This window comes from Streptomyces sp. NPDC051315, from assembly GCF_044455165.1.
Taxonomy (GTDB): Bacteria; Actinomycetota; Actinomycetes; order Streptomycetales; family Streptomycetaceae; genus Streptomyces.
This window is the reverse complement of record NZ_JBITEN010000013.1, coordinates 192,413-217,320: the sequence shown is the minus strand read 5'-3', so window position 1 is coordinate 217,320 and position 24,908 is coordinate 192,413. Positions and strand designations below refer to the sequence as shown.

16 protein-coding genes and 3 pseudogenes are annotated in these 24,908 nt (G+C 73.2%); 4 read left to right on the top strand and 15 right to left on the bottom strand.

The window, feature by feature from the left end:
* Positions 1 to 77: 77 nt before the first annotated feature.
* The 8 genes and pseudogenes from ACIBBD_RS25030 to ACIBBD_RS24995 form a co-directional block, all read right to left on the bottom strand.
* Complete coding sequence (locus ACIBBD_RS25030) at positions 78 to 1,097, bottom strand: TIGR03842 family LLM class F420-dependent oxidoreductase (RefSeq protein WP_399421744.1); 1,020 nt, start codon at positions 1,095 to 1,097, stop codon at positions 78 to 80.
* Between the two features lie 11 nt (positions 1,098 to 1,108).
* Entirely contained in the window at positions 1,109 to 2,512 is a 1,404-nt protein-coding gene (gene hydA, locus ACIBBD_RS25025) for a dihydropyrimidinase (protein ID WP_399421743.1), read from the bottom strand.
* A gap of 115 nt (positions 2,513 to 2,627) precedes the next feature.
* Positions 2,628 to 3,470, bottom strand: coding sequence for a nitrilase-related carbon-nitrogen hydrolase (locus ACIBBD_RS25020; protein WP_399421742.1), 843 nt, complete (start codon positions 3,468 to 3,470; stop codon positions 2,628 to 2,630).
* Positions 3,471 to 3,650: 180 nt separating this feature from the next.
* Positions 3,651 to 5,234, bottom strand: coding sequence for a PucR family transcriptional regulator (locus ACIBBD_RS25015; RefSeq protein WP_399421741.1), 1,584 nt, complete (start codon positions 5,232 to 5,234; stop codon positions 3,651 to 3,653).
* A gap of 27 nt (positions 5,235 to 5,261) precedes the next feature.
* Positions 5,262 to 6,548 carry an aspartate aminotransferase family protein gene (locus ACIBBD_RS25010; protein ID WP_399421740.1) on the bottom strand — a complete coding sequence of 429 codons (1,287 nt, stop codon included), beginning with the start codon at positions 6,546 to 6,548 and terminating at the stop codon, positions 5,262 to 5,264.
* Positions 6,545 to 7,387 carry a nitrilase-related carbon-nitrogen hydrolase gene (locus tag ACIBBD_RS25005; protein WP_399421739.1) on the bottom strand — a complete coding sequence of 281 codons (843 nt, stop codon included), beginning with the start codon at positions 7,385 to 7,387 and terminating at the stop codon, positions 6,545 to 6,547. Before ACIBBD_RS25005 ends, ACIBBD_RS25010 begins: the two co-directional genes overlap by 4 nt.
* A 170-nt stretch (positions 7,388 to 7,557) precedes the next feature.
* Positions 7,558 to 9,114 carry a hypothetical protein gene (locus ACIBBD_RS25000; RefSeq protein WP_399421738.1) on the bottom strand — a complete coding sequence of 519 codons (1,557 nt, stop codon included), beginning with the start codon at positions 9,112 to 9,114 and terminating at the stop codon, positions 7,558 to 7,560.
* Positions 9,115 to 9,212: 98 nt separating this feature from the next.
* Positions 9,213 to 9,454 (bottom strand): annotated as a pseudogene (locus ACIBBD_RS24995) (helix-turn-helix domain-containing protein).
* A gap of 35 nt (positions 9,455 to 9,489) precedes the next feature.
* On the opposite strand from ACIBBD_RS24995, the pseudogene ACIBBD_RS24990 reads away from it, so the two are divergent.
* Both ACIBBD_RS24990 and ACIBBD_RS24985 read left to right on the top strand, forming a co-directional pair.
* Positions 9,490 to 9,893, top strand: a pseudogene (locus tag ACIBBD_RS24990) (M24 family metallopeptidase); the annotation flags it as partial.
* A 211-nt stretch (positions 9,894 to 10,104) separates the two neighbouring features.
* Positions 10,105 to 12,648, top strand: a complete 2,544-nt coding sequence (locus ACIBBD_RS24985) for an ATP-dependent Clp protease ATP-binding subunit (RefSeq protein ID WP_399421737.1) — start codon at positions 10,105 to 10,107, stop codon at positions 12,646 to 12,648.
* Here the strand turns inward: ACIBBD_RS24985 and ggt are convergent.
* Complete coding sequence (gene ggt, locus ACIBBD_RS24980; protein WP_399421736.1) at positions 12,643 to 14,442, bottom strand: gamma-glutamyltransferase; 1,800 nt, start codon at positions 14,440 to 14,442, stop codon at positions 12,643 to 12,645. The two genes, ACIBBD_RS24985 and ggt, sit on opposite strands and share 6 nt — an antisense overlap.
* Before the next feature lie 143 nt (positions 14,443 to 14,585).
* Between ggt and ACIBBD_RS24975 the strand changes: the two genes are divergently transcribed.
* The gene (locus ACIBBD_RS24975; protein ID WP_399421735.1) at positions 14,586 to 15,347 is read left to right on the top strand and encodes a hypothetical protein; all 762 of its coding nucleotides are present in this window, start codon (positions 14,586 to 14,588) and stop codon (positions 15,345 to 15,347) included.
* Between the two features lie 356 nt (positions 15,348 to 15,703).
* On the opposite strand, the gene ACIBBD_RS24970 is transcribed toward ACIBBD_RS24975, so the two are convergent.
* Positions 15,704 to 16,144 carry a DUF6278 family protein gene (locus ACIBBD_RS24970; RefSeq protein WP_399421734.1) on the bottom strand — a complete coding sequence of 147 codons (441 nt, stop codon included), beginning with the start codon at positions 16,142 to 16,144 and terminating at the stop codon, positions 15,704 to 15,706.
* A 58-nt stretch (positions 16,145 to 16,202) separates the two neighbouring features.
* On the opposite strand from ACIBBD_RS24970, the pseudogene ACIBBD_RS24965 reads away from it, so the two are divergent.
* A pseudogene (locus ACIBBD_RS24965) lies at positions 16,203 to 16,400 on the top strand (hypothetical protein); the annotation flags it as partial.
* Positions 16,401 to 16,746: 346 nt separating this feature from the next.
* On the opposite strand, the gene ACIBBD_RS24960 reads toward ACIBBD_RS24965, so the two are convergent.
* The 5 genes from ACIBBD_RS24960 to ACIBBD_RS24940 all read right to left on the bottom strand — a co-directional run bounded on the left by ACIBBD_RS24960 (position 16,747) and on the right by ACIBBD_RS24940 (position 24,902).
* Positions 16,747 to 17,526: an exodeoxyribonuclease III gene (locus tag ACIBBD_RS24960; RefSeq protein ID WP_399421733.1), complete on the bottom strand. Its 780-nt coding sequence runs from the start codon at positions 17,524 to 17,526 to the stop codon at positions 16,747 to 16,749.
* Between the two features lie 38 nt (positions 17,527 to 17,564).
* The gene (locus tag ACIBBD_RS24955; RefSeq protein WP_399421776.1) at positions 17,565 to 18,200 is read right to left on the bottom strand and encodes an MBL fold metallo-hydrolase; all 636 of its coding nucleotides are present in this window, start codon (positions 18,198 to 18,200) and stop codon (positions 17,565 to 17,567) included.
* A 40-nt stretch (positions 18,201 to 18,240) separates the two neighbouring features.
* Complete coding sequence (gene pcaC / locus ACIBBD_RS24950) at positions 18,241 to 19,560, bottom strand: 4-carboxymuconolactone decarboxylase (RefSeq protein WP_399421732.1); 1,320 nt, start codon at positions 19,558 to 19,560, stop codon at positions 18,241 to 18,243.
* 128 nt (positions 19,561 to 19,688) lie between these two features.
* Positions 19,689 to 22,166, bottom strand: coding sequence for a glycoside hydrolase family 3 protein (locus tag ACIBBD_RS24945; protein WP_399421731.1), 2,478 nt, complete (start codon positions 22,164 to 22,166; stop codon positions 19,689 to 19,691).
* 165 nt (positions 22,167 to 22,331) lie between these two features.
* On the bottom strand, positions 22,332 to 24,902 hold the full coding sequence (locus ACIBBD_RS24940) for a family 78 glycoside hydrolase catalytic domain (protein ID WP_399421730.1): 2,571 nt from the start codon (positions 24,900 to 24,902) through the stop codon (positions 22,332 to 22,334).
* Positions 24,903 to 24,908 lie beyond the last annotated feature (6 nt).

The following is a 24,908-nucleotide window of genomic DNA, read 5'->3' as shown; positions in this document are numbered from 1 at the left end:
GGTCTCCGGCCCCCTCCCCAAGGCGGTGGGGAGGGGAGAACGGGAGTGGGGGGTGGAAGGGTGGCGAAGGGTGCGGGTCAGCCGTTGACGGCCGGGATCACCTGGGCGCCGTACGCGTCGATGACCTTCTCCTGCGCGTCGTGCATGTCGTAGACGGCGAACTGGTCGACGCCCAGCTCCCGCAGGGCGTTCAGCTTCTCGATGTGCTTCTCGACCGGCCCGACGAGGCAGAACCGGTCGACGATCTCGTCGGGCACGAACGCCGTGTCGGGGTTGTCGGCGCGCCCGTGGTGGGAGTAGTCGTAGCCCTCGCGCGCCTTGATGTAGTCGGTGAGTTCGTCGGGTACGGCGGCGGAGTGCTCGCCGTACTTGGAGACGAGGTCGGCGACGTGGTTGCCGACCATCCCGCCGAACCAGCGGCACTGCTCGCGCGCGTGCGCCAGGGCCTCGGGCGAGTCGTCGTCGGTGACGTAGGCGGGGGCGGCGACGCAGATCGTCACCTCGGACGGGTCACGGCCGACGGCGACTGCGGCGTCCTTCACGGCCTTGACCATGTACTCGGTGAGGTAGAGGTCGGCGAGCTGGAGGATGAAGCCGTCGGCCTCCTCGCCGGTCATCTTCAGTGCCTTCGGGCCGTAGGCGGCCATCCACACGGGGAGTTCGGCGCCCGGCCTGATCCAGGGGAACCTGATCACCGTGCCGCCGAGGTCGGCCTCGTCGCCGCTGCCGAGGGCGCGGATGACCTTCATGGCCTCACTGATGCGGGCCAGCGTGTTGGGTCTGCGGCCCGCGACGCGCATGGCGGAGTCGCCGCGGCCGATGCCGCACACCGTGCGGTTGCCGAACATGTCGTTGAGGGTGGCGAAGGTGGAGGCGGTGACCTCCCAGGTGCGGGTGCCCGGGTTGGTGACCATCGGACCGACCTTCAGTCTGCTGGTGTTCGCCAGGATCTGGCTGTAGATCACGAACGGCTCCTGCCAGAGCACGGCGGAGTCGAAGGTCCAGCCGTGGGTGAAGCCGTTGCGCTCGGCGCGCTTCATGAGGCTGACGACCCGCGAGGCCGGCGGGTCGGTCTGCAGGACGAGTCCGAAGTCCATGGCGCCACTCCCTAGGTGAGGTACTGACAGGTGGAGCGCGGGGTGTAGGCGCCGTGACCGGCGTGCCCGGTGTACTCCCGCTCGGTGATGACGAGTTCGCCACGTGACAGGACCGTCTCGACCCGGCCGGTGATCCGCCTGCCCTCGTACGCCGAGTAGTCGACGTTCATGTGGTGGGTCTCGGCGGAGACGGTCTGCTCGGCGTGCGGGTCGTAGATGACGACGTCCGCGTCGGCGCCGGGGGCGATGGTGCCCTTCTTCGGGTACATGCCGAACATACGGGCCGGGGTGGCGCAGGCGATCTCGATCCAGCGGCGGCGCGAGAGGTGCCCGTCGACGACGGCCTGGTGGAGCAGGTCCATGCGGTTCTCGACGCCCGGCAGTCCGTTGGGGATCTTGGAGAAGTCGCCCCGGCCGAGCTCTTTCTGGCCCACGAAGCAGAAGGGGCAGTGGTCGGTGGAGACGACCTGGAGGTCGTTGGTGCGCAGGCCCCGCCACAGCGCGGCCTGGTGCTCCTTCGGCCTGAGCGGGGTGCTGCACACGTACTTGGCGCCCTCGAAGCCGGGCTCGGCGAGGTTGTCGGTGGACAGGAACAGGTACTGCGGGCAGGTCTCGCCGAAGACGTTCAGCCCCTCGTCGCGCGCCCTGGCCAGCTCGGTGACCGCCTCCATCGCCGAGACGTGCACGACGTACAGGGGCGCGCCGGCGACCTGGGCGAGCTTGATGGCGCGGTGGGTGGCCTCGGCCTCCAGGAGCGCCTTGCGGACCTCGCCGTGGTAGCGGGGGTCCGTCTCCCCGCGGGCCAGCGCCTGCTCCACCAGCACGTCGATCGCGATGCCGTTCTCGGCGTGCATCATGATCAGGCCGCCGTTCTCGGCGGAGCGCTGCATGGCGCGCAGGATCTGGCCGTCGTCGCTGTAGAAGACGCCGGGGTAGGCCATGAACTGCTTGAAGGAGGTCACGCCCTCCTCCACCAGCAGGTCCATCTCCTTGAGCGTCTCCTCGTTCACATCGGAGACGATCATGTGGAAGGCGTAGTCGATCGCGCAGTTGCCCTCGGCCTTGGCGTGCCAGGCGTCCAGGCCCTCGCGCAGGGTGTGGCCGACGCTCTGCACGGCGAAGTCGACGATCGTGGTCGTACCGCCCCAGGCGGCGGCCCGGGTGCCGGTCTCGAACGTGTCGGAGGCGAAGGTGCCGCCGAACGGCAGCTCCATGTGGGTGTGGGCGTCGACGCCGCCGGGGATCACGTACTTCCCGGTCGCGTCGATGGTCCGCTCGGCGGTCCAGGCCTCGGCGGCCGGGGTGCCGGAGGCGGCGAGGGCGGCGATACGGCCGTCCTCGATCAGGACGTCGGCGTGGATCTCGTCGGACGCGGTGATGACGAGGCCATTCCGGATGACGGTACGGCTGCTCATGCTCCCTCTCCTACGGTGCGCTCCGCTGGTTCGGCGGTCCGCTGCGTGCGGGTTGCCTCTGGCTGGTCGCGCGGTTCCCCGCGCCCCTCGGGGGTGCGGGGCCCCCGCCCCCTGACTACGGTGCGGTCAGCGGGCCGTACGCGTCCGGGCGGCGGTCCCGGTAGAACTGCCAGCGGTCGCGGACCTCGCGCAGCTTGGCCATGTCGAGGTCGCGGACGACGAGTTCGGTCTCCTTGTCGCCGGCCACCTCGCCCACGAACTGGCCCTCCGGGTCCACGAAGTAGGAGGTCCCGTAGAAGTCGTTGTCGCCCAGCTCCTCGACGCCGACCCGGTTGATCGCGCCGACGAAGTACTCGTTGGCGACGGCCGCCGCCGGCTGCTCCAGCTGCCAGAGGTAGGCGGACAGGCCGCGCGAGGTCGCCGACGGGTTGAAGACGATCTCGGCGCCTCCCAGGCCGAGGGCGCGCCAGCCCTCCGGGAAGTGGCGGTCGTAGCAGATGTAGACGCCGATCCTGCCGACAGCGGTGTCGAAGACGGGCCAGCCGGCGTTGCCGGGGCGGAAGTAGAACTTCTCCCAGAAGCCCTTGACCTGCGGGATGTGGTGCTTGCGGTACTTGCCGAGGTACGAGCCGTCGGCGTCGATCACGGCCGCGGTGTTGTAGAGGACGCCCGGCTGCTCCTCCTCGTACATCGGCAGGACGAGGACGATGCCCAGCTCCAGGGCGAGGGCCTGGAAGCGCTGGACGATCGGACCGTCGGGGATCCGCTCGGCGTACTCGTAGAACGCCGGGTCCTGGACCTGGCAGAAGTACGGTCCGTAGAAGAGCTCCTGGAAGCACATCACGTGAGCGCCCTGGGCGGCCGCGTCGCGCACCGCCCGCTCGTGTACCTGGATCATCGACTCCTTGTCGCCGGTCCACGCGGTCTGGAAGACGGCGGCACGGATCACTCTGCTCATCGGGACCTCCGGTCGCTCGGTGTGCGAGAAGGCTAGGAAGTCCGCGAGCGGGCTTTGAGTGGCACGGTGTCACGTCTGCGGGTGTGCGGCGTGCCACGCTGTCACGTGCTCGTGGGCCCATGTTTCACCGTCGTTTTCGCAGGTCGTCCCATGTTTCTCCCCTGTTGCACAGCGTGCGGGTCAGCCTTGTTGCGCGTCGTGCGCGAGCAGCGCGATGTGGACCGAGGCAGCCTGTTCGAAGTCGTCGAGGTCCACCCCGAGCCGCGTCTGTATCGCCTCCAGCCGGCGGTAGAGCGCGGGCCGGGAGACGTGGTGGAGCTGAGCGGTGCGGGACTTGTTGCGGCCGGTGGCGAGGTAGGTGCGCAGGACGGCGAGCAGGTCGTCGCCGGCCGGGCACAGCAGCCCGTCCAGCTCCCGTTCGGCGAAGGACTGCACGTGCGGATCGTCCCGGAGCAGCCGGATCAGGCCGCGCAGGTGGACGTCCTTGAGGCGGACGACGGCCGGGAGGTCGAGGGCGGCCGAGGAGTCGGCGACGGCGTCCGCGACGTGCTGCGCCTCGCGCAGCCCGGCGGGCAGGTCGTCCCAGGCGGTGCGGCCACCGGCCGCGGCGACGACGGTACGGGTCTCGCCGGACTCGGCGCGCAGCCGGGCCGCGAAGTGCGCGGTGAGCGCCTCGGCGTCCTGGTCACGGGCGAGGCTGAGCAGCACGGCGGTGGTCCCGTCGGCGAGCTCGGCGACCAGGCCGGGCAGCCCCAGCAGACGCAGCACGCGGTCGAGCTGGGCGGCCTCGATGTCGCGGACGACGAGGGGGACGAAGGTGCGCCGGTTGACCGGCAGTCCGGCGGCCCGGGCCCGCGGCAGCAGCTGCCGGGCCGGTACGACGCCGGAGACCAGGTCGGTGAGCAGGCCCTGCGCGGACTGCTCCTCCCAGGAGTGGGCGGCCGTGCCGCCGAGCATGCGGTGCAGGACGAGGGCCTCGGCGGCCCGGTCGGCGAGCAGTCGCCCGCCCGCGGTGTCGCCGCGGTAGCCGCACAGCATGATCTGCCCCCAGCGTTCGCCGCGTCCGCCCAGCTCGGCGCGGATCCAGCCGTCGCCCCCGCTGCCGCCGGCCTGGCGGGCGATGCGCTCCCAGTCGCGCAGCACGTCGTCGACCGCCGACCGCTCCCCCGCCGTGGCCAGCACCCGGTGGGCGAGGTTGGTGACGACGACCGGGCAGCCGGTGTGGTGGGCGACCTCGTCGAGCAGCCGCTGCAGGGGGGCGCCGGCGGTGATGAGCCCGGTGAGCGCGGTCCGTACCGCCTCCGACAGGCTGACGGCGGCGAACTTGCGCCGTACGAGCCGGGACTGGACCTCCTCGGTGAGCTCGGCGAAGGGGAAGGGCCGGTGCAGGACGATCATGGGCAGCCCGCACCGCTCGGCCGCGCGCCGCATCACGTCCGGCGGCGCGGGGAAGGCCCGCCCGAGACCCAGGACGACGGCGGCGGCCTCCGCGCGGTACAGGGACTGGATGTACTCGGCCTGCTTGCCCTCGTCGCCGGCGAGCAGCACCCCGGTGGTGAGGACCATCTCGCCGCCGCTGAGCATCACCCCGACGTCGGCGGCCTCGGCGACGTGCACCCAGCGCACGGGCCGGTCGAGCTGGGCGGCGCCGGCCACCACCTCGGGCTCCCCGGCCAGCACGCGTTCCAGCGTCAGGACCTGACGGACCGACAGGGCGGGTTCCAGGGGCTCCAGGGGCCCCCGGTACTCCGAGGTGGTGGTCATGGCGTTCTTCCCTTGTTCACAGGGGTGCTACCGCGTGCTCCTCAGGGCGCTCTCGAGGATCGCGGCGCCCTCCTCGGCCTCCGCGACGGTCAGGGAGAGCGGCGGGGCGATGCGCAGGGCGCTGGTGCTGTGTCCGCCGCCCTTGCCGATCAGCAGGCCGTCCGCGCGGGCCGCCTCCAGGACGGCGGCGGCCCGGTCCGGGTCGGCCTGGTCGGTGCCGGGCCGGGTGAGTTCGACGCCGATCATCAGTCCGCGCCCGCGCACCTCCCGTACGCCGGGATCCCGGGCGGCGACGGCCCGCAGCCGCTCGATGAGGACTCCGCCGACCCGCCGGGCGTTGCCCTGGAGGTCGTGCTCCAGCAGGTAGGCGAGGTTGGCGAGGCCGGCGGCCATGGTGATCTGGGTGCCGCCGAAGGTCGAGATGCTGTTGGCGTCCAGGCAGTTCATGATCTCGGCGCGGGCGACGACACCGCCGATGGACATGCCGTTGCCGATGCCCTTGGCGAAGGTGACGATGTCCGGCGGGCCGTTGTCGCCGTGCGCCTGCCAGCCCCAGAAGTGGTCGCCGGTGCGGCCCCAGCCGGTCTGCACCTCGTCGGCGATCCACAGGATCCCGCGGGCGTTCAGCACCTCACGGAATGCCGCGTACAGCCCGTCGGGCGGGGAGGTGAAGCCGCCGACGCCCTGGACGGGCTCGGCGATCAGCGCGGCGGGCGGCCGGGTGTGGCCGAGGAGGTCCTCGAGGTCCTCGACGCAGGCCGCGATGAATGCGGCGTCGTCGAGCGAGGCGTACGGGCCGCGGGTGCGCACGCCCCCGTGGACGTACAGGGTCTGCAGCGGGGACAGGGAGGTCGGGGACCAGCCGCGGTTGCCGGTGATGCCGACCGCGCTGAAGGAGCGGCCGTGGTAGCTGTTGCGCATCGCCAGGACGGTGTTGCTGCGCCGGTACGCCGTCGCCAGCAGCAGGGCCGTGTCGTTGGCCTCGGTGCCGGAGGTGGTGAAGAAGACCCGGGCGTCGGGGATGCCGCTGAGCCGGGCGACGCGCTCGGCGAGTTCGACCATCGGCCGGTTGAGGTAGAGGGTGGACGAGTGGACGATGCGCCCGGCCTGCTCGCTCACCGCCTTGGTCACCTCGGGCAGCGCGTGCGCGGTCATCGTCGTGAGGATGCCGCCGAAGAAGTCGAGGTACCTGTTGCCGTCGGCGTCCCAGACGTGGCGGCCCTCGCCGTGGGTGATCTCCAGCGGGTTCTCGTAGTAGAGGGCGAGCCAGTCCGGCAGGACGTTCTGGTGGCGGGCGTGGAGTTCGCCGCTCACGGCCGCACCAGCCCTTCGTAGGCGTCGGGCCGTCGGTCGCGGTAGAAGGCCCATGTCTGCCGCACCTGTTCGACCAGGTCGAAGTCGAGGTCACGGACGAGGAGTTCCTCGTCCCTGTCGCTGGCGACCTCGCCGACGAGCTGTCCGCGCGGGTCGACGAAGTAGGACGTGCCGTAGAAGTCGTTGTCGCCGTACTCCTCGACGCCGACCCGGTTGATGGCGGCGACGAAGTACTCGTTGGCGACGGCGGCGGCCGGCTGTTCCAGCTGCCACAGGTGGGCGGAGAGGCCGCGGTGGGTGGCGGACGGGTTGTAGACCAGCTGGGCCCCGTTCAGGCCGAGTTGCCGCCAGCCCTCGGGGAAGTGGCGGTCGTAGCAGATGTAGACGCCGACCTTGCCGACGGCCGTGTCGAAGACCGGCCAGCCGAGGTTTCCGGGCTTGAAGTAGTACTTCTCCCAGAAGCCCTTGACCTGCGGGATGTGGTGCTTGCGGTACTTGCCGAGATAGGTGCCGTCGGCGTCGATCACGGCCGCGGTGTTGTAGTAGAAGCCGGACTGCTCGATCTCGAAGACCGGGACGACGACCACCATGCCCGTCTCGAGCGCGAGCTGCCGCATCCGGCGCACGGTCGGCCCGTCGGGGACCGGCTCGGCCCAGCGGTAGTGCTCCGGCTCCTGGACCTGACAGAAGTACGGAGCGTTGAAGACCTCCTGGAACCCGATGATCTTCGCGCCCTGCCGGGCGGCCGCACGGGCGTGCTCCTCGTGTTTCGCCACCATGGACTCGGTGTCGCCGGTCCAGGTGGCCTGGACCAGAGCGGCACGTACGACGTTGGCCATGAGCTGCTCCTTCGACGGGAAACGTCAGAGCCTCTACACCCGTAGAAGAGGGCCGTAGAGGCACGAACGTAAGCCTCCGGGACGGGCTTGCCAAGACCATCGTCGTCAAGGCGCGGAGTCGATCGCGTTTCACACTCCTGTGGGTGAGTCGCGGGCGTACGGCGTACGGCTCAGGCCGTGAGGCCGGCGACGCGCAGCGCGTGCGCCAGGTCCCGGTGGCGCTCGTCCGAGACCCCTCGGGCGGCTTCCAGCAGCAGCGGGGCGAGGGTCCGCGGGTCCGGGGCGGCGCTGCCGGCCGCCTCCTCGGGGGTGCGGGCCCGGACGTAGGCGTCGAGCAGCGCCCGCACCTCGCGGTGGCGGCCCTGCGCCGCCAGATCGCGGACGGCCTTCCCGATCTCCTCGGCCGGCCGCACGACACCCTGGCGCAGGATCTGTTCCCCGTCGGCCGTGCGTCCGGCTCCGGCCAGGGCGTCGGCGGCGGGCACGAGCCGGTCGGCGGGCAGCGAGGCGGCCTCCCAGAGCAGGGTCGTCCAGTCGGCGGTGAGCCCCGCGCGCTGGAGCTCGACGGCGAGCAGCGGGAGGCGGGGGGCGGGCAGGTGGGCGAGTTCCGCGAGCAGCGCGTGCGCCTCGCCGCCGCGTCCCTCGCCGCGCAGCCGCACCAGTCGCGACACCGCCTCGACGGTCTCCCGCCGCGCCGCCGCGTCCAACGGCTCGGCCTGCGGCTGCGGCCGCGCCTCCACGGCCTCGGCGGCCCCCGCGAAGCGCGCGCCCCGCGGGGTGCGGCGCGCGGTGGACGCGGCCGCGGGCGGCCCGGGCTGGGCGGCGGGCGGTACGACGACGGGGGCGGCGGTCTCCTCCTCGGCCAGGCCGGCGAAGCGGGCGCCACCCCTGCGGCGCTTGCGCTGCTTGGCGGTGGGGGCGGGGGCGCCGGCGGCCGGCCCGGGAGTGGGGCCGGTGGGCCGCGCGGGGGCGGGTTGTCCGGCCGGGGCGGGCGGCTGCGGGAGGTAGCCGTCTCGAGGGCCGGGTTCCGGGGCGTTCCCCTGCCGAGGGCTTCGCGAGGCGTGCTCGGCCCCGGGACCGCCGCCGGCGGCGGAGGTTCGGGCGTCGTACGGGGAGGCCTGGTCCGTCGGGGCGTCGTCGTACACGGCGGCCGTGGCGCCGGCGACGGCGCCGCCGGGCCGCCGGATCACCTGGGCGGGCCACACCTGCCCGTTCCCCGTACGCCGGTCCGACTCGGCTATGCGGTAGCGCAGTTCGGCGCACCGGGCGGTGGCCCGCTCATGGTCGTCGCGGGCCCAGGCGAGGTCGAGGCGGAGGGCGTCGGCCTCCTCCCGGGTGGTCGCGGCGGCGAGCAGACGGCCCAGTTCGGCCTGGCGCTCGACGGCGTAGCGCTGTTCGCGGAGCATCACGTCGAGGCGGTCCCCGAGGGCGTCGCGGCCGCCGGGCCGGTCGTCGTGGGCGACGAGGGCGGCGAGGTGCAGGGGCCGGGCCCGTTCCGCCTCCCGGGCGGCGACCGGGGTGCCGTGCTCCGCGGCGAGATCCTGGAGCAGTGCCTCCACCACGTCCCAGGGCGGCACCTCACGCCCGTCGAGGCAGGCCCGCATCCCGTCAGGGTCGCGCTGCCAGAACACCGCGCACCAGCCGGTCCCCTGGTCCAGGCGCGCCACGAGGCCGTCCAGGTAGTCCGCGAACTCCCGGATCTGGTCCGGGAGTTGATCCAGAGTCATCGCCCAACTCCCGCCCGACCGGAACACTCCGGTCCGTAGAAAACACCAGTCGTGTTACAGCGGGGCTACGGGGACTTTTCCAAGGGGGCGCGGCGGGCTCATCGCGCGACCTCCCCCACTGAGCGGCGGTCCGGCCGGTCCCCGCCCTGCACGCCCGTGAGGACACACCCGCCCGCCAGCTCGTCCATGGACAGTCCGAGGGCGCCGGCGAGGGCGGCGATCGTAAGAAGGCCGGGGTCGGGGCACGGCCGGTCTCGATCTTGCGGAGGGTCTCGGCGGAGATTCCCGCGCTCGCCGCGACCTCGGTCGCGCTCCGGCCGCCACGGGCCTCACGGAGCAGTCCGCCGAGCCGCTCGCCGCGTTCGCGTTCTTCGGCCGCGCCCGGCGGACCTGCGCCTGATCGAGACCGCCGAGCGGGCTCTCGCGGCCGGCATCGAGGCGGCCGTCGTGGGCGACCGCGTCGGTGACATCGCCCACGCCATCGGCACGGTCCACCGGGCGGCCGGCTACGGGATCCCCAACGGCTTCGGCGGCCACGGCATCGGCCGCCGCATGCACGAGGACCCGGGGGTCCCCAACGAGGGCCGCCCCGGCCGGGGCCTCCCCCATGCGCCACGGCATGGTCCCGGCCATCGAGCCGATGCTGGTCGCCGGCGGCGACGACTACCACGCGGCTCCCGACGGCTGGACCCTGAAGACGGAACGACGGTTCGAGGGCGGCGCACGTGGAGCACACGGTGGCCATCACGGACAGCGGACCGCGGATCCTGACCGAGAGGCGTCGGGACAGCCGGCCTCAGGGGCGCGGGGAACTGCGCGGGCAACCGGCCACGACCCGCACCCGCCGGATCACCTGCCGACCCACGACATGCCGCTCATCCACGACCGTGACAGGGTGGACAACGGTGCCCTGCCCGACCCACAGGTGTAAGCGCCGCAGGGCAGGGGCACCCGTCGTCACCGGCAGTGCAGTCGATGGAACGGAACGCCATGACCAGCGGCTTCACCAGCCCGGAGGGCTACAACGACCCCTTCGGTGAATTCCTGGCCCGCTTCTTCGGCGGGCCCCGCCCCGGCCCCCGGCAGATCAACATCGGCCAGCTCCTCAGCCAGCCGGCCCGGGACCTAGTGCGCGGCGCGGCCCAGTACGCCGCCGAGCACGGCAGCCGTGACCTGGACACCGAGCATCTGCTGCGCGCGGCCCTCTCGGCCGAGCCGACCCGGAGCCTGCTCAGCCGCGCCGGCGCGGACCCCGACTCCCTCGCGACGGAGATCGACGAGCGCTCGGGCCCGGTCCAGCATCCGCCGGGCCAGACGCCGCCGCCCACCTCGCTGTCCCTCACGCCGGCCGCGAAGCGGGCCCTGCTGGACGCGCACGACCTGGCCCGGTCGCGGGGCGCGGGCTACATCGGCCCGGAGCACGTGCTGAGCGCCCTCGCGTCGAACCCGGACTCCGCGGCCGGCCACATCCTCAACGCGGCCCGGTTCGCGCCCTCCGCCGGCCCGGCCGAGACCCCGGACACCACGCAGGCCCGCCCTGAGCGGCCCTGGCCCGCCGCCACGCCCACACTGGACAAGTACAGCCGTGATCTGACCGACCTGGCCCGCCAGGGCCGTATCGACCCGGTCATCGGCCGCGACGACGAGATCGAGCAGACCATCGAGGTGCTCTCCCGGCGCGGCAAGAACAACCCGGTGCTGATCGGCGACGCGGGTGTCGGCAAGACCGCCATCGTGGAAGGACTCGCGCAGCGCATCGCGGACGGCGACGTGCCGGACGTCCTGGCCGGGCGGCGGGTCGTCGCGCTGGACCTGACCGGCGTGGTCGCCGGCACCCGCTACCGGGGTGACTTCGAGGAACGCATGAACAACATCGTCGACGAGATCCGCACCCACTCCGACCGGCTGATCGTCTTCATCGACGAGCTGCACACCGTCGTCGGCGCCGGCGGGGGCGGCGAGGGCGGCTCGATGGACGCGGGCAACATCCTCAAGCCGCCGCTGGCCCGCGGCGAACTGCACATCGTGGGCGCGACGACGCTGGAGGAGTTCCGGCGGATCGAGAAGGACGCGGCGCTGGCCCGCCGTTTCCAGCCGATCCTGGTGCCCGAACCGTCCGTGGCGGACGCGCTCGAGATCCTGCGCGGGCTGCGCGACCGCTACGAGGCCCACCACCAGGTCCGCTACACCGACGAGGCGCTGGTGGCGGCCGTGGAGCTGTCCGACCGGTATCTCACCGACCGGCGGCTGCCGGACAAGGCCATCGACCTCATCGACCAGGCCGGCGCCCGGGTGCGTCTCGGCGCCCGCACCAAGGGCACGGACGTGCGGGCCATGGAACGCGAGGTGGAGCAGCTCGCCCGCGACAAGGACCAGGCGGTCGCGGACGAGCAGTACGAGCAGGCCACCCGGCTGCGGGACCGCATCGTCGAGCTGAAGGAGCGGATCGCGGCCGCGGCGCGCAACGACGAGGCCGACGAGGGGCAGCATCTGGAGGTCACCGCCGAGGCCATCGCGGAGGTGGTGTCCCGGCAGACCGGCATCCCCGTCGCGAGCCTCACCCAGGAGGAGAAGGACCGGCTGCTCGGCCTGGAGGCTCATCTGCACGAGCGGGTCGTCGGCCAGGACGAGGCCGTACGGGTGGTGGCGGACGCGGTGCTGCGCTCGCGCGCGGGCCTGGCGAGCCCCGACCGGCCCATCGGCAGCTTCCTCTTCCTCGGCCCGACCGGTGTCGGCAAGACGGAACTGGCCCGTGCGCTCGCCGAGGCGCTGTTCGGCAGCGAGGAGCGGATGGTCCGCCTCGACATGAGCGAGTACCAGGAGCGGCACACCGTCAGCCGCCTGGTCGGCGCCCCGCCCGGCTACGTCGGCCACGAGGAGGCCGGTCAGCTCACCGAGGTGGTGCGCCGGCACCCGTACTCGCTGCTCCTGCTCGACGAGGTCGAGAAGGCGCACCCGGACGTCTTCAACATCCTGCTGCAGGTGCTCGACGACGGGCGGCTGACCGACGCGCAGGGCCGCACGGTGGACTTCACCAACACGGTCATCGTGATGACCAGCAACCTGGGCTCGGAGGCGATCGCCCGGCGCGGCGCCGGCATCGGCTTCGGGCCGGGCGGCGCCGACGCCGACGAGGAGGCGCGGCGGGAGCAGATCCTGCGGCCGCTGCGCGAGCACTTCCGGCCGGAGTTCCTCAACCGCATCGACGAGATCGTCGTGTTCCGTCAGCTCACCGGCGCGCAACTGCGGCAGATCACCGATCTGTTGCTGGAGAAGACCCGCCGCCTGGTGCACTCCCAGGGCATCGCGGTCGAGTTCACCGGTGCGGCCGTCGACTGGCTCGCCGAGCGCGGCTACGAGCCCGAGTACGGCGCCCGGCCGCTGCGGCGCACCATCCAGCGCGAGGTCGACAACCGGATGTCGAGGCTTCTGCTCGACGGCCGGGTGAAGGAGGGCGACCGGGTGACGGTGGACGTGGAGGACGGGCGGCTCGCCTTCCACACGCAGCCGCCCGTCCCCGCCCCGGAGCTATGAGGCCGGGTACACCACCTTCGCCGATCCGCCGCCCCGCCGTACGGTCTCGGCGGCCGCGAGCCACCTGCCGTCCGGCAGCCGCTGCACGCCGGTGGCCGCGCCGATCTCGGGGTTCAGCCGGAACGAGTGCCCGATGGCCTCGAGTCGCCTCGCCACCTCGCTGCCGTGGAGGCCCGGTTCGAGCTCGGTCTGGGCGGCGTTGCGCTGGCTGGCGCGGGGCGCGGCGATGGCGTCGACGAGCGGCAGGCCCCGGTCGAGGAAGCCGGTGAGGATCTGCAGGACGGTGGTGATGATGGTCGCGCCGCCGGGCGAACCGAGCGCCACCACCGGCTTGTCGTGCCGGTCCAGCACGATCGTCGGCGAGATCGACGACCGCGGCCGCTTGCCCGGGCCCGGCAGGTTCGGGTCGTGGACGGCCGGGTTGGCCGGGGCGAAGGAGAAGTCCGTCAGCTCGTTGTTGAGGATGAAGCCGCGCCCGGGGACGGTGATGCCACTGCCGCCGGTCTGCTCGATGGTGAGCGTGTAGGAAACGACGTTCCCCCACTTGTCGGCCACCGTCAGATGCGTGGTGTTCTCACCCTCGTAGGTCGTCGGCGCCGCCGTGCCTCCCGTGGCGCAGGCCGCCGGGTCGCGCGGGTCACCGGGCGCCACCGGGCTGGTGAGCACGGCGTCGTCCTTGATCAGGCAGGCCCGCGAGTCGGCGTACCGCTGCGAGAGCAGTTCCCTCGTCGGTACGTCCTCGAAGGCGGGGTCGCCGACCCAGCGCCCGCGGTCGGCGAAGGCGATGCGGCTGGCCTCGATGAAGCGGTGCAGGTACCGGACCTCGCTCGCCTTCGACAGGTTCGTCCGCTCCAGGATGTTGAGCGCCTCGCCGACGGTGGTGCCACCGGAGGAGGAGGGCGCGATGGAGTAGACGCCGAGGCCGCGGTACGACGTCCTGGTGGGCGCCTGGAGCTTGGCGCGGTAGGCCGCGAGGTCCTTCTCCGAGAGTTCGCCGGGGCGGGCGTTCCAGCCCGAGGCGGGGTCCACGGGCGGGTCGTTGACCGTGTCGACGATGTCGTCGCCGATGTCCCCGTGGTAGAGCGCGCCGACGCCCTTCTTCGCCAACTCCGCGTAGGTACGGGCCAGGTCGGGGTTCTTGAAGGTGGAGCCCACCACCGGCAGCCGTCCGCCGGGCAGGAACAGCTCGGCGGTGTCCGGGAAGTAGCGGAAGCGGGTCTCGTTGGCGGCGGTCTGGCTGCGGAAGGTGGCGTCGACGGTGAAGCCGTCGCGGGCGAGGCGCTCGGCGGGCTTCAGCACCGTGCCGAGCTTTCTGCTGCCCCACTTGTCGAGCGCCGTCGCCCAGGTGGCGGGCGTGCCCGGGGTGCCGACGGCGAGGCCGCTGCTGACGGCGTCGGCGAAGGCGAGGGGCTTGCCGTTCTCGACGAAGAGACCGGCGTCGGCGGTCAGCGGGGCGGTCTCGCGGCCGTCGATCGTGCGCACCGTGCGGGACTTGGCGTCGTAGTAGACGAAGTAGCCGCCTCCGCCGATGCCGGAGGAGTAGGGCTCGGTGACGCCGAGGGCGGCGGCGGTGGCGACGGCCGCGTCGACCGCGTTGCCGCCCTTGCGCAGCACCTCGATGCCGGCCGCGGAGGCGTCCGCGTCGACGCTGGCGACGGCACCGCCGTGGCCGACGGCGACGGGGACCTTCTCGACTTGCGTGCTCCCGGGGGCGGGTGGCGCCGCGGCCCCCACCGAGACCACGGCGGCCGAGACCGCCAGGACCGACAGTTTCCGCGCGACAGGGCGACGCATCCATACCTCCAGTCCGGGACCGTCCGCGCAGCGTAACCACATCGCGAGGGGCCCGACAGCCCCCTTCCGGGCACTGTCATACGACTGGCACACATCGAACACGGGTACGTCCCGGTCGTGTTCGACCGCTAGCATGCGCGCCCATGAACGACGACGTGCGCAACATCGTCCTGGGTGTGGTCGCGGCCGGTATCAGTGCCGCGATCGGCTGGGTGACCCGCACCTACCTGTGGAAGCGCAGGCTGCGGCGCAAGCAGGCCTTCTTCGGCCTGCCGGAGAACTCGGAGTCGCTCCTCGTCGTCAACCGCGACCCGGCCGCCGCGGAACCGGCGGTGCACCGCTTCGACGTGTTCGCGCTGCTGGAGCTGTCCGCGCTGATCAAGGAGTGCGGCGCCCGTTTCCAGGTGGTCACGCAGGACGCGGTCCATCAGGGCTTCGGTGAGCGCACGGAGTTCTGCGTGGGCGGGCCGGGGTCGAACCGGCGCATGACGGCCCACATGGCGGCCATGCTGCCCGGGGTGCGGGTCAACGTCGATCCCGAACCGGGGCCGGACCGGGGCGCGTTCCAGATCGGGGGCGAGCGCTACCGCATGGACGCGGGTGTCACCGAGTACGTCCTGCTGGCCCGGCTCACGGTGGGCGAACCCCGGCCAAGCCGGCCGGTGTTCCTGTTCTGCGGGCAGCGGGCGATCACCAACCAGGCCGCCACCCGTTATCTCGCCCGCAACCACGAGCGGTTGTCCCGCAAGTACGGCGGCGACTCCTTCGTGCTGCTGCTGAAGGTCGTCAACTCGCAGGCGTACGGCCCCGACGTGGTCGAGCTGGTCGCCGACGTGACGCGGGCGGCCCGGGCGCCGCTGCCGGCCCAGGCGACCGCTCCCCGTACCTCGCACCGCGCGTCCTGAGGCCGGCCCGTCCGGCCCCGGCGGGGGCACCGCCCTGATCCGCGAGCACAACCCGTCCGGCGCACGGCTGACCTTCTCCTCACCGGCGGACGACCCGTCGTACGAGTCGGTTCCGCCGCGCGAGCAGTGATCTCCGGCCGTGGCCGGGCGGGTGGGGCTCTGCGAACTGCCGTCACCACGGCCCGGACGAACGGCACATCGTAGTCGACGTCCGCTGCGGGCGGCATCGTGGGCGGGATTCCACCGGCTCCACGGACGTCGGGGAGGGGGGGCCGCCGCACGGTCCGTGGGGCCTCGTCGGTCATCTCCGGCGAGGGCGAGGGCGTCGCGCTCCCGGGCCCCGAGCACCCGGGGTGTCAGGCCTCCGCGACCTCGGCGTACACCTGGGACAGCTCGGGGACTCCGCTGGCGGCCCAGGCCTGGCCGTCGGCGACGACGTCGATCTCGCGGCCGGAGGCCAGCCGGACCACCGGGCGGCCGTCGGACAGGATGCGCCAGACGGCGCCGGGCACGGTGCGCACGATGACGGTGCCGAGGTACAGCCCCGCGTCGTTGCCGAGCCAGGGCAGCAGTTCCTCGTCGTCGCGCCAGCGCGGCACCAGTTGGTCGAGCGCCTCCAGCGTGGCGGCGGTGTCGTCGAGCGGGAACCCCTCCCGCTGCGCCAGGGAGCGCAGCAGCTCGCATTCCGCGAGGAGTTCGGCGTAGCCGGCCGGGCCGTCGTCCCCCTCGGGGAACACCGCGACACCGTCGGCGGAGTCTCGCCGCTTGCGCCACTTGTCCAGAAAGGGGATCTCCATGGGTCCAGCCTGACATTCGTACCGCTGTGCGCACCACAGGCGCGCGGGCCCGCGCGCGATCGCCGGGCCCCGGGCGCGCCGGAGCCTTGACCAGCTGCCGGCGCATGGCGTCGGAGTCGTCCGCGTCCCGGATGCGCCGCCGGAAGATCACGTCGCGGCGCCCTCCGCGCCCACACGCGCCGCCCTGGCCCCGGGACACCTCGCCGGCCTGGCGCTCATGCGCCACGTCCTGCAGATCCGGCCACTGACGTCGATGGGATTCGACGAGTTTCGCCTGGGTGGTACCCGCCCTGGAGATGCGCCTGCCCCCTCCCCCGAACCGCGCAGGCGCGGCGACCCGTCGGACCTCCGCCGACCGGACGGAGCTGGCTCCGGCCAGGGGGCGGGGGCACGCCACTGCCCCCGCCCCCTCGCACCCGCCATCCGTCCCACACGGCACCCCTCACACGGGAACCCCTCACACCGGGACCCCTGGCACCCGGCGCCAGTTCACGGGTGGCTGGAGAGCCGCAAGCCCGAGCCCGGCAGCCGGGCGGCTCAGTGCCGGGGAGAACGGGTGCCGGGCGGCCCGGCACCGGGAGCGGGGAAGCCCCGAGCCGGGGTCACACGTCCAGGTCGACGACGACCGGGGCGTGGTCCGAGGCGCCCTTGCCCTTGCGCTCCTCGCGGTCGACGTAGGAGTCCTTCACGGCCTTCGCGAAGGGCGCGTTGCCGTACACCAGGTCGATGCGCATGCCGCGGTTCTTGGGGAAGCAGAGCTGGCGGTAGTCCCAGTACGTGAAGGGGTGCTCGTACTTCAGGGGGCGCGGCACCACGTCGGACAGGCCGGCCTCGCGCAGGGAGGCGAGGGCGGCGCGCTCTGCGGGCGTGACATGGGTGGAGCCCTCGAACGCGGCCGGGTCGAAGACGTCGTCGTCCGTCGGCGCCACGTTGTAGTCGCCCATCACGGCGAAGGGGCGGCTGCCCGCCGCGTCCCCGGCGACGGCGGCCTTCAGGGCCTCGAACCACTGGAGCTTGTAGGCGTAGTGGGGGTGGTCCACCTCGCGGCCGTTCGGCACGTACACCGACCAGACCCGGACCGGGCCGCAGGTCGCGGAGATCGCGCGCGGCTCGGGGGCGCCGTCGTAGCCGGGGTCGCCGGGCAGGCCCTTGACCACGTCCCCGATGCCGACGCGGGAGAGCACCGCCACGCCGTTCCACCGGCCGGTCGCGTGGACCGCCGCCTCGTAGCCCAGCTCACGCAACTGGTCGAACGGGAACTGCTCCTCGGCGACCTTGGCCTCCTGGAGGCAGAGCACGTCGGTGCCGCTGCTCTCCAGCCAGGCCAGGAGCCTCGGCAGGCGGGCGGTGATCGAGTTGACGTTCCAGGTCGCGATGCGCATGTCTCACAACCTACCCGGCTCCTCCGACAACGGTTCCGTCAGACCTCCGCGCCCGCGCCCGACGCCAGCCGGCCGTGCTCCGCGCCGCCCAGGTTGCCCAGGTGGGTGTCGTAGATGGGGCGGGCGAGGTCGGTGAGGAGGGCGTCGTGGATGTCGTAGACCCGCTGGGGCTGGACCTCCCGCACGTACTCGATCACCTCGCTGATCTTGCTCCACGGGGCCTGCACCGGGGCCAGCAGGGTCTGCACCGGGTGGTCGGGGACGGTGAGGGCGTCGCCGGGGTGGAAGACGCGGCCGTCGTCGATGAGGTAGCCGACGTTGGTGACGCGCGGGAGGTCCGGGTGGATCACGGCGTGCAGCTCGCCGTGGACCTGGACGTCGAAGCCGGCCGCGGTGAACGTGTCACCGTGACCGACGGTGTGGACGCGGCCCGGGAAGGCGGCCGAGATCTTCTCGGCGACGGACTTCAGGGTCCAGATCTCTGCGGCCGGGTTGGCCCCCATGGCCGCCCGCAGCCGTGCCTCGTCGAAGTGGTCGGGGTGCTCGTGCGTGACGAGGAGGGCGTCCGCGCCGAGCGCGGCGTCCTCCTCGGTGAATCCGCCGGGGTCGAGGACGAGCGTGCGCCCTTCCTTCTCCAGGCGGACGCAGGCGTGCGACTTCTTCGTCAGCTTCATGACCGTCATGGCCCCATCCTGCCCCCGCCGGGAGCCGGGCTCATTCGGTGGGTGTCGTCTCCTCGCGGATGACCTGCTGCGCCACCCGGAAGGCGCTGTTCGCCGCCGGTACGCCGCAGTAGACCGCCGCCTGGAGCAGCACCTCCTTGATCTCGTCCGGGGTGAGGCCGTTGCGCAGGGCGGCGCGGGTGTGGAAGGCGAGCTCCTCCAGGTGGCCGCCGGCGACCAGCGCGGTGAGCGTGACGCAGGAGCGCGAGCGCCGGTCGAGGCCGGGGCGGTCCCAGATCTCGCCCCAGGCGTAGCGGGTGACGAACTCCTGGAAGTCGCCCGAGAAGTCGTCGGCCTGCGCCAGCGCGCGGTCCACATGGGCGTCGCCGAGCACTTCGCGGCGTACCTTCAGCCCGGCGTCGTACGGGTCGGGGCGGCCCGTGGCCTGCGGCGGGACGACCGGGGCGGCGGGCGCGATCGCGGCGATGGGCGCGGAGTGCGCGGGCGCGCTCACGACGGGCTTGAGGGCGACCCCGGGGACGGCGGTCTGGCCCGTGCTGTGGTCGTAGGCGGGCTGCCAGGCGGTGGAGAAGTGCCGGACCAGCAGGTCGGTGACGGCGGCGGGCTGCTCCACCGGCACCAGGTGGGAGGCGCCGGGGACGACGGCGAGGCGGGAGTCCGGGATGCCGGCGACCAGCGTCCGCGCCTCCGCGGGGCCGGTGACCTGGTCGTCCGAGCCGACGAGGACCAGCGTCGGCACGCCGACGTGGCCGAGTTCGGCGCGCACGTCGAACCCGGCGAGCGCCTCGCAGGCCGCGATGTAGCAGCCGGGGTCGGTGGTGCGCACCATCTGCACGGCCCAGTCGGTGATCGCGGGCTGCGCGGCCGCGAAGCCGCTGGTGAACCAGCGGTCGGGTGAGCTGCGGGCGATGGGGTCGAGGCCGTTGGTGCGGACGATCACACCTCTCTGCCGGAACTCGTCCGCCGTGCCGAAGCGCGGCGAGGCCGCGATCAGCGCGAGCGAGGCCATGCGTTCGGGGTGGCGCAGGGCCAGTTCGATGCCGATCGCGCCGCCGAACGCGCAGCCCGCGTAGCCGAAGCGCTGCACGCCGAGCGCGTCGAGCGTGGTGAGCAGCCGGGCCGCGAGGTCGGCGACGGAACCCGCCGGGTGGGCGGGGGCCCCGCCGTGGCCCGGCAGGTCGAAGCGGAAGACCCGCCACTGCTGGGCGAGCTCGGGGACCTGACGGTCCCACATGTGCCAGGTGGTGCCGAGCGAAGGGCCCAGGATCAGGACCGGAGCGTCTTCTGGCCCGTCAAAGCGGTACTGCAGGGTTTCAGTCGTCGTCGTACTCACCCGCTCACGCTCCCACATCTCCCCCCGTTCTCGCCGACGGGGGCAGGGACGCCCGCCGAGCCTCCCCGCGCTCGTGCCGCCGGACGCGTCTCGTCCACGTGCGGCTCGGCGCGGGGAACCGGCTCGGGGTGGGGCACCGGCGCTGGTCAGCCGAGGGTCAGGCTTCGTCGAGCCGTCAGGACCCGGGACGACCGCGCGGTCGAGAAGGTGTACGAGCCGGGTACGAGGGTCCAGCCTCCCGCCTGCCACACGGTCAGGTCCTGCGCGGGGACGGAGAAGGTCAGCCGCCGCGAACCCCCGGCGGGCAGCGTGGTCTTGCGGAAGGCGACCAGGCGGCGTGGCTCCGCCGCCGCCGCACCGGGCAGGGCGGCGTAGACCTGGACCACTTCGGTGCCCCGGCGCCGTCCCGTGTTGGTGACGGTGACGGAGAGGGTGACGTTCCTGGTGGCCGCGTCGTAGGCGGCTTCCAGGGATCCGTGGCTGAAGGACGTGTAGGACAGGCCGTGCCCGAAGGGGAAGCGGGGCTCCTGTCCGGTGGCGTCGTAGAAGCGGTAGCCGACGGCGGTCCCCTCGTCGTGGGAGACGGTGCCGTTCGTCCCGGGGTAGGCGGTGGGAGTGGTGGCCGGTCCCTGGGTGGCGTCGGCGGGGAAGGTGACCGGGAGGCGGCCGGAGGGGTCGCTGTCGCCGAAGAGGACGGCGGCGAGGGCGGTGCCCATGCCGCGGCCCCCGTACCAGGCCTGGACGACGGCTTCCACGTCGTCGAGCCAGGGGGTGGCCACGGGACCGTCGGTGTTGAGGACGACGATCGTGCGCGGGTTCGCGGCGGCCACGGCGGTGATGAGCTGGTTCTGGTCGCCCGGCAGGTCGAGGTGGCCGTGGTCCATGTCCTCGCCGGCGACCCGGTTGACGAACACGACCGCGGCGTCCGCCGCCCTGGCCGTCGTCACGGCGGCGGGGATGAGGGACTCGGGCTGCCAGCCGAGGGTCAGGCCGCAGGTGCCGGTCTGGGCGGTGGCGTTGGTGTAGGTGAGCTCGACCCTGACCGAGCGGCCCGCGGTCAGCCGGGCGGTGCCCTGGAGCGGGTAGTCGTAGGGGCCCAGGAAGAAGCGGCGGCTGTGCCGGGTGCCGGAGACGACCGTCGTGCCGTCGATCTTCAGCGTGGCCGTGCCGGCCGGCAGCAGGGAGAAGCGGTGCAGGCCGGTGGTGGTCGGCACGAGGGTGCCGGTCCATCTCGCCGACCAGACGGCGGGCAGGCCCTCCACGGGCGCGGTGGTGAAGTCGACGGTCGCCTCGGTCCGGGTCACGACCGGGGTACCGGTGGCGTCGGCACCCGCGTGGTAGGCGGCGGTCAGGCCGGCTGCGCCGGTGCTGTCGCGCAGTACGGTCGACGGGACCGTGGTCAGGGGACGGTCGCCCGTGGTGCCCTGGGCGTGGGTGACCTCGACGGAGGTGCCCGCCCGGGCGCGGATCGCCTCGAGGGGGGTCGTCCAGGTGCCGGGGTCGACGTAGGTGGAGCCGGCCACGCCGGTGAAGGCGTCGGCGCCGGCGGGGCCGATGACGGCCAGCGACTTCAGTGACGCGGGCAGCGGCAGGGCCGAGGAGCGGTTGGCCAGCAGGACCGTGGAGGCGACCGCGGCCTCGTGGGCGAGGCTCCGGTGCTCGGGTGTGCTGACGTGGTCGGCCGGGGCGGGGACGGGGTGGTCGAACAGGCCGTTGCCGAACATCGTGACGAGGATGCGGCGAGCCGCGTCGTCCAGTCGCGTGCCCGGGATCGCGCCGCCCGTGAGGGCTCCGGCGGGGATCTTCACGGCGCCGGGGCCGAGTCCGGCGAGGTCCATGCCGGCCCGGGCGGCGGCGACCTGGTCGTCGCCGGCCCAGAAGTCGGGCACGGTGTAGCCCTGCAGGCCGATGCCCTTCTTCAGGTCGTCGAACAGGGCCGGGCTCTGCGTCGCGAACGTGCCGTTGATCTTCGGGTAGGCCATCATCACCGAGGTGGCCGGGGCGGCCGCGACCACGCGGCGGAAGGGTGCCTGGTAGATCTCGTGCAGGGCGCGGTCGGAGACCCTGGTGTCGGTGAAGAAGCGGTTGGTCTCCTGGGTGTAGGCGGCGAAGTGCTTGACGGTGGCCGCCACGTTCCGGCTCTGCATGCCGACGGTGACGGCCGCCCCCAGCCTCCCCGCGAGCAGCGGGTCCTCCCCCATGCCCTCGGACTGCCGGCCGAAGTGCCAGGTCCGGGTCAGGTCGACGGTGGGGCCGAGGAGGTTGTTGTAGCCCTTCGCGCGGCCCTCCGCGCCGATGGCACCGCCGATACGGCCCGCCAGGTCCTCGTCGAACGTCGCCGCCTGGGCGACGGGAACCGGGAAGGCCGTCACGCCCCGCTCGCCCCGCAGGCCGGCGGAGGCGTCGACCATGGTCAGGGCCGGTATCCCGAGGTGGGCGACGGCGGCGAAGTCGCACCGTACGAGGGCTTCCTTCTCCGCCGCCGTCATGCGGGCGAGCAGGGCGTCGGCGCGCTCCCGCGGGGTGGGGCCGGACGCGGCGGACGCCTGCTCGCTCACCACCGGGGTCATGCTCATGGCCACAGCGGTGAGGGTGGCGGCGGCGAGGAATGCTCGTCTGTTCATTACGGCTCTCCCGGTTCGGTGGGGCGGCCGGTCAGCAGGCCGCTTCGGGGGGAACGGGGCCGACCGCGAGGGTCGGGTGGTGCGCTTCGTGCGAGACGGTCACCGGCGTGTCCCGCGCCGGCGGCCTCCCCGGAGTGGACGGCCGCAGCCGTCGGCCGATCTCTCTCAGGCGGCTTTCCCGGCCGGTTCGGGGGTGTCCAGGACGTGTTCACCGGGTCCCAGGACGACCGGAGCACGGCCGGGCAGGTCGGCGGTGCCCCGGCAGCCTTCGGGTACGACGATGCGGGCCGTCAGACCGGCGTCGGTCCGCTCCCAGGACAGGGAGGCCGTGCCGTAGGGCGTCTCGTGGCGGGTGCGGGCCCAGGTGATGCCCCCTCCCGGTCGCGGTCGAAAGGCGATCTCCCGGTAGCCGGGGGCGGTGGCGGTGACCCCGCCGACGACCCGGTGCAGCCAGTCGGCGACGGCGCCCAGGGCGTAGTGGTTGAAGGAGGTCATGCCGCCGGGGTTCAGGCTGCCGTCGGGGCGCAGACTGTCCCAGCGTTCCCAGACGGTCGTGGCGCCCATGGTGACGGGGTACAGCCACGAGGGGCACTGGGTCTGGAGCAACAGGCGGTAGGCGACGTCCAGATGGCCGGTGTCGGTGAGGGCGTCGCAGATCAGCGGGGTGCCGACGAACCCGGTGGCGATGCGGGCCTCGTCCGCGAGGACGAGTTCGGCGAGACGGTCGCCCGCGATCCGCCGCTGCTGGGGGGTGAGCAGCCCGAAGGCGACGCCCAGGGCGTACGCGGTGGGGCTGTCGCTGGTCATACGGCCGCCGGGCAGGACGTACCGGCGGCGGAAGGCGTCGGCCACCTCGTCGGCCAGCGCGGTGTACCGCTCGGCGTCCGCCCGGTCGCCCAGCTCGGCGGCCGTGAGCGCGAGGTGGCGGGCGGAGTGGGCAAAGTAGGCGGTGGCGACGAGGTAGCGGTCGGTACGGCCGGCGGCCGGGTCGTCCGGCGGCGCGGCGGGGTCGAGCCAGTCCCCCAGCTGGAAGCCGGTGTCCCACAGACGGCCGGGACCCGCGAGACGCTCCATGAGGTCGACCCACGCCCGGGCCGTGGGGTAGTGCCGGCGCAGGAGGTCGAGGTCGCCGAAGCGCTGGTAGAGCGTCCAGGGGGTGAGCGTGGCGACGTCCCCCCAGGCGGCTCCGGGCTGGATCGGCGTCCACATCGGTCCGCCCGGGATGACGGGGACGTACCAGGGGACGGTGCCGTCCGGCAGCTGTTCCAGTCCGACGTCGGTGAGCCAGGAGTCGAGCATGCCGGCGCAGTCGTAGAGGAAGCTCGCGGTGGGCGCGAAGACCTGGATGTCGCCGGTCCAGCCGAGGCGCTCGTCGCGCTGGGGGCAGTCGGTGGGGAGGTCGACGAAGTTGCCGCGCATGCTCCACACGACGTTCTCGTGCAACCGGTTGACCAGGGGGTCGCTGCACTCGAACCAGCCGGTGCGGCGCATGTCCGTGTGGTAGACGCGGGCGCTCACCCTGTCGGCCGTCAGCTCTCCCGGCCAGCCGGTGACCTCGGTGTAGCGGAAGCCGTGGAGGGTGAAGCGGGGTTCCCAGGTGAGCGGGCCCCGCCCGGAGAGGATCAGGGTGTCGGTGGCGTACGCCTCGCGCAGGGGGCGGGTGGCCAGTTCGCCGTCCTCCAGGACTTCGGCGTGGCGGAGGGTGACGGCCCTGCCGGCGGGGCCGTCGACGGTGACGCGCAGGCGTCCGACGAGGTTCTGGCCGAAGTCGAGGAGGTGGCGGCCGTCCTCGGTGCGGGTGACGGAGACGGGGGCCACCTCCTGTGTGCAGCGCACGGCCGGTCCGTGGGGTGCGACGAGGGTGCCGGGGTCGCGGTGGCCGGTCCGTACGGTCGTCCACGCGCCGGAGGCGGAGCGCGACGGTGTGCACCAGTCGGGATCGTGCAGCCGGGCGTCGAAGGTCTCGCCCTCGTACAGGCCGCTGGTCAGGATCGGGCCGGGTGCGGCGCTCCAGGTTCCGTCCGTGGCGACGACGAGGGTGGTGCCGTCGTCGTACGTCACCTCCAGCTGGGCGATCAGGGACTGGTCGGTGCCGTAGATGTTGCGGGTGCCGCCGTCGAAGCCGTACCTGCCGCGGTACCAGCCGTCGCCGAGCCAGGCGCCGATGGTGTTGGCGCCGGTGGTGAGGTGTCCCGTGACGTCGTGGGTGCGGTAGCGCAGGCGGCGCGGATAGACCGTCCAGCCCGGGGCCAGGGCCTCGTCGCCGACGCGGCGGCCGTTGATCTCCACCTCGTACAGGCCGTGGGCGGTGACGTAGAGGCGGGCCCGCGCGACGGGCCGGTCGAGGAGGAAGTCCCTGCGCACGCGGGCCGGGCGGCGTTCGGCTTCGGGGTCCTCGTCCCAGCCGGCGCCCACGGGGACGGCCTGCCAGTCGGTGGGGGCGAGGAGTCCGGCCTCGACGGCGCTCGGTTCGCTCCACGCCGACGGCCCGCCGGCGCCCGGGGTCCAGACGCGGACGCGGACGGTCGCGCGTTCCCGGGAGGCCAGCGGCTCGCCGGGCCAGGGGACCAGTACCTGATCGGCACCGGCGACGCGTCCGGTGCGGTGGAGCGTGCCGGAGCGGTCCACTTCCAGCTCGTACGCCTGCTGGCGGCCGGCGCCGGGTGGCAGGGTCCAGGTGAGGCGGGGGGCGGCTACTCCGGTGCCGAGTCCGTCGGGAAGGTGTTCGAAGGACACCGGGGA